10 protein-coding genes are annotated in these 12,751 nt (G+C 50.2%); all 10 read left to right on the forward strand.

All coding sequences use genetic code 11. The annotated features are described in order from the left end of the window. Window positions 1-124 precede the first annotated feature (124 nt). The 10 genes from V8L71_RS19750 to V8L71_RS19795 all read left to right on the forward strand — a co-directional run bounded on the left by V8L71_RS19750 (window position 125) and on the right by V8L71_RS19795 (window position 12,639). Window positions 125-1,819 carry a GmrSD restriction endonuclease domain-containing protein gene (locus V8L71_RS19750; RefSeq protein ID WP_336275221.1) on the forward strand — a complete coding sequence of 565 codons (1,695 nt, stop codon included), beginning with the start codon at window positions 125-127 and terminating at the stop codon, window positions 1,817-1,819. 122 nt (window positions 1,820-1,941) lie between these two features. Continuing rightward, the gene (locus tag V8L71_RS19755; protein WP_336275222.1) at window positions 1,942-2,928 is read left to right on the forward strand and encodes a PD-(D/E)XK nuclease family protein; all 987 of its coding nucleotides are present in this window, start codon (window positions 1,942-1,944) and stop codon (window positions 2,926-2,928) included. Window positions 2,929-3,218: 290 nt separating this feature from the next. Beyond that, window positions 3,219-5,849: a BREX-1 system phosphatase PglZ type A gene (gene pglZ, locus V8L71_RS19760; protein WP_336275223.1), complete on the forward strand. Its 2,631-nt coding sequence runs from the start codon at window positions 3,219-3,221 to the stop codon at window positions 5,847-5,849. Further along, window positions 5,836-6,600 carry a hypothetical protein gene (locus V8L71_RS19765; protein ID WP_336275224.1) on the forward strand — a complete coding sequence of 255 codons (765 nt, stop codon included), beginning with the start codon at window positions 5,836-5,838 and terminating at the stop codon, window positions 6,598-6,600. Before pglZ ends, V8L71_RS19765 begins: the two co-directional genes overlap by 14 nt. Window positions 6,601-6,634: 34 nt before the next feature. Continuing rightward, a complete protein-coding gene (gene brxL / locus V8L71_RS19770) occupies window positions 6,635-8,674 on the forward strand; it encodes a protease Lon-related BREX system protein BrxL (RefSeq protein ID WP_336275225.1) in 2,040 nt (679 codons plus the stop codon). Between the two features lie 61 nt (window positions 8,675-8,735). Then, entirely contained in the window at window positions 8,736-8,918 is a 183-nt protein-coding gene (locus tag V8L71_RS19775) for a hypothetical protein (RefSeq protein ID WP_290697950.1), read from the forward strand. A gap of 58 nt (window positions 8,919-8,976) precedes the next feature. Continuing rightward, window positions 8,977-9,300 carry a hypothetical protein gene (locus tag V8L71_RS19780; RefSeq protein ID WP_336275226.1) on the forward strand — a complete coding sequence of 108 codons (324 nt, stop codon included), beginning with the start codon at window positions 8,977-8,979 and terminating at the stop codon, window positions 9,298-9,300. A 127-nt stretch (window positions 9,301-9,427) separates the two neighbouring features. Further along, window positions 9,428-10,864 (forward strand): IS1182 family transposase, encoded by a 1,437-nt coding sequence (locus V8L71_RS19785; RefSeq protein ID WP_336275227.1) that lies wholly within the window; start codon window positions 9,428-9,430, stop codon window positions 10,862-10,864. A gap of 512 nt (window positions 10,865-11,376) precedes the next feature. Next, window positions 11,377-12,207 (forward strand): hypothetical protein, encoded by an 831-nt coding sequence (locus tag V8L71_RS19790; protein ID WP_336275228.1) that lies wholly within the window; start codon window positions 11,377-11,379, stop codon window positions 12,205-12,207. Between the two features lie 99 nt (window positions 12,208-12,306). After that, on the forward strand, window positions 12,307-12,639 hold the full coding sequence (locus V8L71_RS19795) for a hypothetical protein (RefSeq protein WP_336275229.1): 333 nt from the start codon (window positions 12,307-12,309) through the stop codon (window positions 12,637-12,639). Window positions 12,640-12,751: the final 112 nt, after the last annotated feature.

Genomic DNA, 12,751 nt, shown 5'->3' on the forward strand with positions numbered 1-12,751 from the left:
CTAACCAAAATGCTTGAGTGGAATTGAGGTCGCGACTCATGATGATCTCCAATGCTAAAGAGACCACCAGTATGATCAGTCAACAATAAGGTGAGTAGATGGGGTTTATGGCGCGCTTACATTTGTGTGGAAAACATCCCAGGTGCGCGACCTGATGGATTCGTTATACAACGGCTATCCGGTGGGCTACCTGATCACTTGGCAGTCTGTAGGCGCCAAGCTGAAAGGCGGCGACGTAGCGGCGCATCAGCAGATTCTGATTGACGGCCAGCAGCGCGTTACCGCTCTGCGAGCGGCTATTGCTGGCCAACCCGTAGTGGGTAAGCGATATCAAAAGAAGAGCATTGTTATCTCTTTCAACCCATTGACCGAAGAGTTCGCCACACGTACGCCAGCGATCAGTAATAGCCGGCAGTGGATTGACGATATCAGCGAGCTGTTCTCGGGAACCAGTCAATTGACATTTTTGCGACGTTATTTTGAAAAAAATCCCGATGCCGATGAAGGGCCGGTTGAGTCGGCGGTAGCAAAGCTCGCGGGTATTGAGCATGCGCAGGTCGGGGTGATTTCTCTCAACGATGATTTGGATGTAGAAACAGTTGCGGAGATCTTTGTGCGTATTAATGCCAAAGGCGTGCCGCTTTCCAGCGCGGATTTTGTGATGAGCAAGATTGCCACCTACGGTGATGAAGGGCGTAACCTGCGCAAGCTGATTGATTATTTCTGTCACCTGACTGTCTCTGGCCATGCCTTTGACGATATCCGCGAGAACGACGAAGAGTTTGCCGCCTCCCAGCATCTCGAAAAAATTCAGTGGCTCAAACGTCAATCGGATGAGCTTTTTCAGCCGGAATATACCGATGTGATCCGCATTGCGGGCTTGGTGGGGTTTAGCCGGGGCAAGGCCGGAGCAATTGTCAGCGAACTCTCCGGGCTGGATCCGGAAACCCGTAAGATTGATGAAAGCCGCATTCCCGATGCCTACCAGCGCTTTTCCAATGCGTTAGATCAACTTGTGCGCAAGACCCATCTAGAACGCTTTGTGATGATGATCAAGTCGGCGGGCTTTATCGACGCTAGCATGATTGGCTCCAAGAACGCGCTGAACTTTGCCTATGCGCTGTATTTGCGGCTGCGCAACGACGATCAGCTGAGCGAGGGGGCGCGGGCGCGTATCGTCAAACGCTGGTTCGTGATGACGCTACTCACTGGCCGTGCCGTGGGCAGCTTTGAATCAACCTGGGAAACCGACCTACGGCGCATTAGCGAACACGGCGCTGATGGCTACCTGCGCATTCTGGAAGAGTCTGAGCTTGGCGATGGTTTTTGGAAAGTGGCTTTGCTGCAGGAACTGGTATCACCTAGCAAGCGTAGTCCAGCGTTCCAAATCTACTTAGCAGCGCTAGTGAGTAAGGGGGGCCGTGGTTTTTTGTCGAAGTCGATAAATGTTGCTCAGATGATCGAAGGGCATGGTGATATGCACCATATTGTCCCTAAGAATTATTTGATTAAGAATGGCTTCCCGAAACAGGGTGACTACAATCAGGTGGCCAATTTTGCGCTGACGGAAACACCCATCAATATCGTTATTAAAGACCATCCTCCGCAGACCTATATGGCCAAGGTGAAATCACAATGCGACACCGGTAAGCTATCGTTAGGTGAAATTACTAATCTGACAGACCTTCAAGCTAACCTGATAGAGAACGCCATACCGGACTTTATTGACACCGTCACCGCTGACAATTACCGCGATTTTCTTGCTGCGCGTCGCAAGCTGATGGCGCAGATGATCCGTGATTACTATGAGGCTTTGTGAATTCCTAGCTCAAAATAAATTTCGCCGAGCTAATTACTCGCTTTAGTGCAATGTTGGCTTACTTCCGCGTCAACAATGAACAACTAATCTCCAGCAACAATATGACAACAGTTGAACCAGCTATGACCGAAAAACCAAATATTTTTTCGTTTGCCACGACAGAGCTATCGCAGGACGCCTTTATTGCGTGGCTGCTGGCTTGGGCCGATTTGCGATATGAATCAGTCGATCCTCAGCTTCATAAGTGTGCCAGAAAGCTTATCGGCGCATTTTTCGCAAAGCATGGCAAACCCATGCCGCACTTTACCGAAGTTACCGTAACGCGCCAGAGCAAAAATATTGACGTGCTGTGCGTGCTTGATGGCACGTTTGCGATTGTGATTGAGGATAAGACGCACACAGAAGCGCACTCGAACCAGCTGGCTAAGTACCTTGCCGACATTCAAGGCAGGGGTTACCAGACCGATAATACTCTGGCGATATACTTCAAAACAGGCGACCAGACCTGTTACAAAGCCATTTATCGTAATGGGTTTCAGCCGTTCACGCGGCGTGATTTTCTGGCCGTGCTAGAGGCAGGAGTAGGCACAAGCAACGCTATTTTTCACGATTATTTAGCGTGGCTGCAGCATTGGGATACGCGGGTAGAAGCCTATCGAACAAAGCCATTCGGAGAGTGGGATGGGTACGCTTGGATAGGGTTCTACAAAGCGCTCAAGGAGCAACTTGGTGAAGGCAACTGGGGCTATGTACCAAACCAGTCTGGCGGGTTTCTGGGGTTTTGGTGCTGCTTTCAGGATATCTTGCACGTTCAGTTGGTGGACAACCGAGAGCTTCGTTTCCGAATTGATGTGCCGGATGTCACTCAGAGAGCAGCGTTAAGACGTGAGTGGTTCAATAAGATTGTTAAGCATTCAGAGGCCTTTGGCTTGAAAACCAAAAAGCCGGCCAGGTTTGGTAACGGTCAATCAATGGTGGTCGCCGTTTTTAACGGTGAGGATTTTCGGCAAACGGATCAAAATGGGCATGTGGATCTGGATGCTACCGTGCGCTTGATCAACCAAGCAAAAGCTTTGCTGACAAGTTTAGCTCCCGAGCCTGTCAAATAGGCAGGATTTCAGTTTCCGACAAATTGAGTTCCTTTTGACATCCGCTAGCAGACCGATGTCATACACTGACGCAAGCGTTGCCGTTGAGTAGCTTTTGTATGGGTGGTACGCACAAGCATGTATTTAACGTCGCTGTGCTTAAGTCGCTCCTACAGATGCGCAGGCGCTTGCTGCTACTCGCGTGGTAGAATTTCACCTTAAACTTATGTTTTTGTTAACCATCTTTCAAAATACATAGATGGAAAGCGAAAGGTAATTGCTACCACGGTGTTTAATGGTAAAGAGGGTATATGCAGCTCGAACAACTCCAGCAGGGCTTACAACACGCCTTCTTCACCGACCATCATCGGATTGTGTTCTGGTACGACGCCCCCGGCCACTTTGCCGAGTCGCTGAGTGAGCTCGCGCTTGAAGGCGTTCAGGTGATCGCGATGGCGGGGGAGTCGACCCTGGGCGTAAAGCTACGTTTGGAGCTGGAAGAGCCTGATACGCCCACGTTGCTCTACCTTCCCTATGCCGAGCCAGCACCGGAAGATGACTGGCTGCTGGATATAAAGCTCTACTCAGGGCGGTTCTATGCGGATCGCGTTTCGATGATCTTTAATGAGTTGGGCTTAACGCGCCATGTGCTGCGCGAGCATCTAGCACAGCGGCAGGCGTTTTTAGCCAGCCGGAAGCGTATTGAAGGGTTAAAGCGTTTAGTCACGCCTTCCATGAGTGAAGATGAGCTGGATCTTGCGATGTTGGCCGTGGTGGTGGGGGCAGCGTCAATAGAGGTGGCGACGCTGCTGTTTCATCTGGCAGAAGAGGCGGTGACCCATGAGCTGGGGTTAGAGGCGAATCCGGCAGCTTTAGTGGAGGCCGAGAAATACGCCCTGGTGCCTGCTTTTATGCGTGCCCTGCAGGCCGAAGTCGGTTACCCCGCCAGCCGAGAAGAGTTGAGCGGTGAAACGCCTCTGAATTTCGGTCAGCTAATGTTGCGGTTACTGATTACTGGCTATTGCGAGAGTATTTCTGATATTCCTGACTGGGCACGCCAGGTGGCGATTCCCTCTGTTAATGCCCGTGCATCTTCGCGTGCGTTGCTGACTCGCTGGCGGGATAGCTCGCGTTTTTACCCCGCGTTCGATGTGATCTCAGGTTGGGTAGCTGATGCGCAGCGTATTGATGACAAACTGCATAATGTGCCGCTAGAGCAGCTCAGTAATGTGGCGACTTTTGAGGTGGTTGAAAAACAGATCATTGTGGATCTCTGCCAAGCGATTCCCGCCGCTGATGTTCGCGACCTGCGGCTATTCGATAGCATTATTGTTGAGCGGTTAGATGGCTATTGGGCGTCTCGGCATAAAAACGATGCCCGCCGCGAGCGTTATCGGCAGCTGTACGCAGCGCTCACCGCGGCTATTGCACTGTTCAGCCTGCGCCACCAACATGCCAAAGGGTTTCACTTTGAGAGCGTCGAGGCGCTGTACCATGCTTACCAAACCGATCTCTACCGTTTTGATACGGCTTATCGCCACTACGCGGTGGCATCCGACGCGACCGGCGTTGAGTTGCTGAAAAACCTGGATGCGGCCGTCGAGCGTTGTTACGACGAGTGGTTTTTGGGCCAGCTGACCCGCAACTGGAGCGAGCGAGTAGAGGCCGAGCAGCGGCTGACGCACTGGAAGCTGCCCAACCTCCCTAATCAACAAAACTTCTACCGTGACTGGGTGCAACCTCAGCTAGCCGCTAGCCGCCAAAAACGCGTGGTGGTAGTGATTAGCGATGCTTTCCGTTATGAGGCTGCCGAAGAGCTGCGCGAGCGCATCAACGCCAAGCGTTATAGCGAAGCGACGTTGAAAAGTCAGTTGGGGGTAGTGCCTAGCTATACCACGCTGGGCATGGCCTCGCTGCTACCGCACCGTGAGCTAAGCTATCAACCAGGCAGTGATACGGTGTTGGTGAATGGTCAATCAACCCAGGGCACCGCCAACCGTAGCAAACTCTTGAAGGAAGCGCTGGGTGGTGAGGCCATGGCGGTCACCGCCGACGAGGTGAAGGGGTGGTCTCGGGAAGAGGGGCGCGAAAAAATCAAAGGCCTCCAGCTGATGTACGTTTACCACAATGTGGTGGACGCCCGCGGGGATTCCGCTAACACCGAAAGCGAGACGTTTGCGGCGGTGGAAGATGCCATTGATGAGCTGGATCAGCTGACCCGCAAAATTTTGATGCACTTGAACACCAGCACGGTGCTGGTGACGACAGACCACGGTTTCTTATTTCAGCGTAGCGCCTTGGATGCCACCGATCGTACGGCGCTTACGGACAAGCCTGCCTCTGCGTTCAAAAGCAAAAAGCGCTATGTGCTGGGTGAATCGCTGCCCGATAACCCCAGCGTTTGGCATGGGCATACCCGCGATACCGCAGGCACCACCTGCGTGACACAGTTCTGGATACCCAAAGGCGCTCACCGTTTCCATTTTGTGGGCGGGGCGCGCTTTGTGCATGGTGGCATCATGCCCCAAGAAATCGTTGTGCCGGTGCTCACGATACAGCAGCTGCGCGGCGAAAAAGCCGAGAAACGCAGTACCCGCAAGGTCGAAGTGATCTCACCGAAGGCATCGCTGAAGATGGTCAATAACATTCAGCGCTTCGATCTGCTGCAAACTGAAGCGGTGAGTGAACGCTTGCGGCCTGTCACACTTTCAGTCGCGATTTATGAAGGCAGTAATGTGGTCTCCAGTGAAGAGGTAATCACCTTCGATAGCGCGAGCGACAACATGAACGAGCGCATAAAGTCGGTGCGTCTTTCGCTTTCTGGCACCTCATTTGACCGTAAAAATGACTACTTCCTAGTGCTGCGTGATAAAGACCTGGGTACCGAGCGCGAGCGCTACCGCGTGGTGATTGACTTGGCGTTTACGGATGATTTCTTTTGAAACAGGGGCATGTATGCAGTTAGCTAAGGATAACCTGGGCGTCAATATTAATGGAGTGCAAGTCAGTTGTAATGATAACGGCTTTTATAACGCACACGCCTTGCACAAATCTTCATCTGGTGAAAGAGCTAAAGGGCCAGAAGAGTTTTTGTTACATTTCCCTGAATATGAGGCAGAAGCTAAGCATCTTGAAAGAAAATTTGGTAGTAGACCAGGACTGTTTTTTTCGCAGTGGTTGTCAGTCGTATATGCTTCATGGATATCAATTAAGTTCTTCAATTTAGTGGTAAATAAAATTGAAGAAAATATTGTGACGCAAGCATATACGTTAGGTGTACAGAGTAATGAGAGCGAAGATATTAGGCACCAAGTTTTTAATCAAGGCTTACTTAGAGGGCAAGAAGTTGAAAGAGAGAAGCTGAATCAAAGATTTGCAAATATGCCTGATCATCCTGTGCAGAAAAAATCGATAAATACGCTTGAACTTTGGAAAGAGGCTACATCACAAGAAGAAAGCACACCCTCTGACTTTGTGAACTATATGCTTTTGGCTGCACAAGTGTATAGAGATTTAGGGCGCGATGATGTTCTCTCAAACTATGACTGGAATGCTGAAAGCTACTGGGTAACGCCGGAGTTTGCTTTCTACATACTATCTTATTTTCCTTTTGGTTCGTCACAGCGAGCTAATGGGCTAAGTTACTTGAACAAGATGTCCAATGGACGAGTGTGGGCCAACTCTGTTGGATAGTAGCGTGTACTGACAAAATAATGGAATTTTTCTTATGGACAACGAATCGCAATATGATCTCGACACGCTACTCAACACTCACTTTGCTGGCCGCGTGGTGCGCAAAGACCTTACCCAGCGCGTGAAAGAGGGCGCCAACGTGCCGGTGTACGTGCTGGAGTACCTGCTGGGTATGTACTGCGCGTCTGATGATGCGGAGGTAATTGCGAAAGGCCTGGAAAACGTCAAAGCGATTTTGACCAATAACTACGTTCGGCCTGATGAAGCGGAGAAGGTGAAGTCCATCGTTCGGGAGCGGGGCAGCTTCAAGGTCATTGATCGTGTCACGGTGCGACTGAACGAGAAGAAAGACCGCTATGAAGCAGCTTTTAGCAACTTAGGCATCAAAGATGCTGAGATCTCCGCAGGCATCGTCAAAGAGAACGAAAAGCTGCTAGTGGGCGGTATTTGGGTAATTGCAACGCTAAGCTACTTCCATGAAGAGGGGCAGACAACATCACCATTCGGAGTCAGCCTGCTCAAGCCGATTCAAATGCCGCACATGAATATGGACGAGCTATTTGAAGGGCGGCGTGGGTTCACCAATTCGCTGTGGCGTGAAGTACTGATCCGCTCAATTGGCATGGAACCCGCTGAACTAGATGAGAGCGTGCAGTGGCACTTGCTGGCTAGGATGATCCCGTTCGTTGAAAACAACTATAACGTTTGTGAGCTAGGGCCACGTGGTACCGGTAAAAGCCATATTTATAAGGAGTGCTCGCCCAACAGCATTCTGGTCTCCGGCGGGCAGACCACGGTAGCTAATCTGTTCTACAACATGAGCTCACGACGCATTGGTTTAGTCGGCATGTGGGATCTGGTGGCGTTCGATGAAGTAGCGGGTATCTCGTTCAAGGATAATGACGGGGTACAGATCATGAAGGATTATATGGCGTCTGGTTCATTCGCCCGTGGGCGTGAGCAGATGGAGGCATCGGCCTCGATGGTGTTTATAGGCAACATCAATCAGAGCGTTGAGTCGATGGTGAAAACTAGCCATCTGTTGACGCCATTCCCTGATGCGATGATCGATGCGGCATTTTTTGATCGCTTTCATGCTTACATTCCCGGCTGGGAAATCCCCAAGATGCGGCCCTCGTTTTTCACTCAGCGCTTTGGGTTTATCGTTGACTACCTGGCCGAGTTCTTCCGAGAGATGCGCAAACGCAGCTTCGCTGATGCGATTGATCGCTATTTCTCCCTGGGTGACAACCTCAATCAGCGTGACGTGATCGCGGTTCGTAAAACGGTTTCTGGCCTGCTCAAACTGATGTTCCCGCATGGTGAGTATGCGAAAGAAGAAGTGAGGGAGTGCCTGGAATACGCCATGCAAGTGCGACGCCGGGTGAAAGAGCAGCTGAAAAAAATTGGTGGCATGGAGTTTTACGATGTCCATTTCAGCTACATCGACAAGGAGACCCTGGAAGAGCACTTTGTGTCGGTGAAAGAACAGGGCGGCGGTGGTCTGATTCCAGAAGGCCAAGGTAAGCCGGGCGTAGTACATACTATTGGCCTAAGCGACAAGGGTATGCCAGGTGTTTACCGCATCGAAATGCAGGTAACCGCAGGCAGCGGCAAGCTGGCGATGTCGGGGTTGTGGAATTCCACCGGAGCCAAAGAGCAGGTCAAAATGGCATTTGATTACTTCAAGGCCAATGCCAGCCGCATCAGCGGTGCCCGTAAGGTCATGGAGCATGATTTCCACCTCCATGTGGTAGATCTGCAAAATAGCGGTGTCCTGCGCGATTTGTCGTTAGCCAGTTTGGTGGCGTTTTCATCAGGCCTTGTCAGCAAGCCGACGCAAAGCCAAATGGTGGTGCTAGGCGATATGAGCCTGGGCGGAAGTTTAAAACCCGTTCAAAACCTTGCAGAGTGCCTGCAGGTCGCTTTCGATGCCGGCGGCAAACGAGTCACCCTGCCCATGAGCAGCGCCATGGATATTCCCACCATTCCCGGAGAGCTATTTACCAAGTTTCAGACCAGCTTCTATGCAGAGCCGATCGACGCAGTGGTCAAAGCGCTTGGAGTGGATTAAGGTTAATGAGTCTATTGCGATAATGCATTCATGGTTCACTCGCATTGCATGAGGTACGTAGATGGCAAAATATAATGAGCCTAGTGCTGTAAAAGCTAACGACAGCCCTCTGCAGCGGCTTAAGGACTCGGTCGGCAAATATGAGCTGCCATTTGAGCCTGTAGGCGTTGACGACTGGGAAGCTATACAGGTGGAAGAGCTTGCTTCTGTTACTCACTTGGGTGATGAGAATGAGCCAAGATAGGCCCGCATTTCACATGCCATGTCAGTGATCACATTGTCGGTAGGCGAGGAACAGAGCAATGAAAGTGACTGAAAAATTAGAAGTCGAGGCCGTTACTGATGTGGTGTGCGATGTATGCTTAACCACGACACGTGTAGCAGATGAAAATCTTGAGTACGCCACCCTCAAAGCACATTGGGGCTATGGCTCTCAACATGATGGCGAGCGCTATGAAGTCCACCTGTGCGAAAGCTGTTTTTTCAGCACGTTGGCTTACTTCAAGCAAGAACGCCGTGTGCAAAATTTGTTCAGCGAAGATAGCGACAGAGATCAAGCCTTTAATACAGATGACTGCCTGGGACTAGTAGCGACGGATGACTATTTTGGTGATAGAGACGCCTAAGCGTGCTATGCAGTTTCGCCACGCATCTGGACTGGCTAAAGAAGGCTGCTTAAGGCAGATTGCGACCGAGGCTGTGTGAAAACGTAGTGGCCGCTATACTTTGCCAAGGTCCCCAGAGGAAATGGTGATGAAGCGATTCGTGGTAGGCGAGGCCCGAGACCAAAGCACGTTATTCCCTACGCTTTTGGACGACTTCATCGCCGAGGATAACCCGGTTCGTGCCATTGAGGCATTTGTTGAGGGGCTCGACCTTAAAGATATGGGCTTCAAAAGTGTTGATCCGCACGCTACCGGGAGACCGGCTTATCATCCGGCTGTTCTTCTGAAGCTCTACATCTATGGTTATCTCAATCGTATTCAATCAAGCCGCCGGTTAGAGCGCGAGACCCAGCGTAATGTCGAGCTAATGTGGTTGACTGAGCGTTTAACACCCGATTTCAAGACGATTGCCGATTTTCGAAAGGACAATGGCGATGCCATCCGCCGTGTATGTAGAGAGTTCATCGTGCTTTGCCGGCGACTGGAGCTGTTCTCCCAAGCCATCGTGGCCATCGATGGCAGCAAGTTCAAAGCCGTCAACAACCGTAATCGCAATTTCACAGCGACCAAGATGAAGCGTCGCCTTGAGCAGATCGAAGAAAGCTTCAACCGGTATCTCAGTCAGCTAGATACAGCCGATCACACGGAGCCCGCCCTGGCCGAGGCCAAGACGAAACACTTAAAGGAGAAAATTATAAAGCTGAGGGAAGAAACGGCACGATTACAATCTGTTGAGGAACAGCGGCTGCAATCTCCGGATCAGCAAGTATCTTTGACGGACCCAGATGCTAGGTCAATGGCCACCAGTGGCAGAGGCACCGGGACAGTAGGCTACAACGTGCAGACAGCAGTCGATAGTCAGCACCATTTAATTGTGGCTCATGAGGTGACCAACGTCGGACATGACCGTGGGCAGCTCTTCAATATGGCGAAGCAAGCTCGGGAAGCCACTGGCATCAAGGAGCTGAAGGTCGTAGCTGACAGAGGCTACTTCAAAGGTGAAGAAATTCTCGCCTGCCATAAAGCAGGGATAACGACCTATCTCCCCAAGCCGATGACATCTCCAAACCAGGCAAAGGGCTTTTCCCCAAGAGACGCATTCCGATACTTGCCTGAAAGCAATGAATATTCCTGTCCTGCTGGTCAGCGGCTGATATGGCGATATGAAACGATAGAAAAGGGAATGAAGCTACATACTTACTGGAGCTCAGCATGTGCAAGCTGCGCTATGAAAGAAAAATGCACGACTGGCAAGCAACGACGGATCAGACGTTGGGAGCATGAAGATGTGCTTGAATCTGCACAGTCACGTCTCGATTGGAATCCAGAGGTGATGCGTCTAAGGCGACAAACCGTGGAGCATCCGTTCGGCACGCTAAAGGCGTGGATGGGTGCGACACACTTCGCGACAAAGCGTTTTAGAAATGTGGGCACGGAAATGAGTCTTCATGTGCTGGCTTACAACTTGAAGCGCGTCATAAAGATTTTGGGAGTCAATGAGATAATGAGGGCTGCGAGGGCGTAACAGCCCTTTTTCTCTTTATTCTAGGGCCGTGATAGCGACTGTAGCTGGTTTGTGATGACTCCATGATTTTCAACATCAGTGGTCGGCAATTATAGAAGCCAAGGCTCAGATGAGGCTAACGGGCAGCTGAAGGCAAAGGTTCTTGAGTCGGGCCAGATTTTTCTGTTTTCACACGGCCAGGACCCTAAGCGGTCATCAACGAAATTACACTTTCACGGAGACTTCAGCCCACAATGCGCGTTTTTCGGTAGGACTTGTAATATGAGTGCTCATGTTTCTGAGCAAAAATAATTGTAAAAGACAGTAAAACATTGGTTTATGAGCAAGGCTATTATTCTTATACGCGACTTTGAAAGTATGGCGATAATGTTAATGCGAGTGCACATTTTTCTGACAAAGCGTATCGTTTTGGTGAGTTTAGTTTATAATATTCAACGGCTTAAGGATATATAGCTAGGATATTGGTTGCCAGAAAAATACGCTTGCACGCTAACAAACTGTTAGGAATACCTATGTGGGTTTCCAGTAGAATTCGCACCGATTCGCATACGCTCGCGCCTGATGCTTTTCGGCTGTTTCAATATCCAGAATCAAATATTCGCATCCATACCGTGCGCGAGCACGATTTTGTTTTATCTGTGCGGCCGCCTGATGAAGATGCCCCCGAATCTGCGCAAATTCACGACTGCAACCGTGTTATCAATGCAATGCTGATCGCTCTAAACGTCGGTGCGTTGGGGACGTTTACACTTGAAGAAGATCCGTGGGCTCATCCGATTCTGACCGTAGCCGATGACTTGAGTGGTCTTAACTGGCGAAAAGCTGCGCTCGTTATCAATCCAGAGACGGAGTATTCAGAACGTCAGCAAATCAGTGATATTCATGTTGAGCATTCGGCTCTGATATTCGGCATTATTGCTCGCGAGCGAACTCCGGTTCTCGTAGGGGAGTATCTGAGAGGCTTGCTGCTTATGCGATTGAATATCTTAGAGCTGAACTTTCGCCGAGAATCATTCCTTTGCTTTTACCGTGCACTAGAGCACTTTGTAGCCAATCGTATTCTAAAAGTTCGCAAACTCTCTAATGAGCTCCGCGATTTGCAAAGAGCAATTCGTACATTGACCAGTGATGAGGTCCTCATTGAGGAGCTTCGGACCGTATATCGTATTCGATCTAGTCAAGTGGCGCACTCGCAGAAAGATCAGATCGAGATATCACATGACGACCTTTTGAAGACCAAAGTTTTTCTCGACTTTGTGATAAATAAAACTTTCAAGACAGAGGCTGACGAAGCCATGTGGGCCCGTCGAGCACGGCCAGAAAATGGTGCTTCAAATTCCTAGCCAAGCAGTCAACGGGACCGCTTTTTCGAGCCGCCTTTGGCTCTGCTCCAGAGCGGCCGGTTACCTGCGGCGTAAGGCAGATCAAGAAACGAGTAAATAATGGCGTCACCTGTAGAGAAAGACCTACTAGATACGATCAGCGCAATAGCTACACTAGTTACGCCGTTCTTGCTGCTTGGACTAGGTGGACTTGGTTGGCTAATCAAAAGTAAGATCCAGGCATCGCAAGCGAAAGTAGAGTCAAGAGACGCAAGGATTCGTGAACTGGAGGATAAGCTACGTGAAGACCGGATCAAGACATACAATGCCATCCTTGAGCCGTTCTTTTTGCTTTTCACTAGCGAAGAAGCATTTGCAAAAGATCCCAAATTTAAAAATAAGAATAAAAATGACCTTGCTATGGCAAGGATGTTGTCTGTTGAATACCGGTGATTTTCAACCCAGTTGTCCAAATGGCTGAGCTTAAGCAGCCTTTTTATTACGCTCGATTTCCTTCACTTTTCCTGGGTTAAGCGACACTGAACCAGTGACCCCCCAGTTTCGG

This window comes from Vreelandella indica (genome assembly GCF_037070225.1).
Lineage (GTDB): Bacteria > Pseudomonadota > Gammaproteobacteria > Pseudomonadales > Halomonadaceae > Vreelandella > Vreelandella arctica.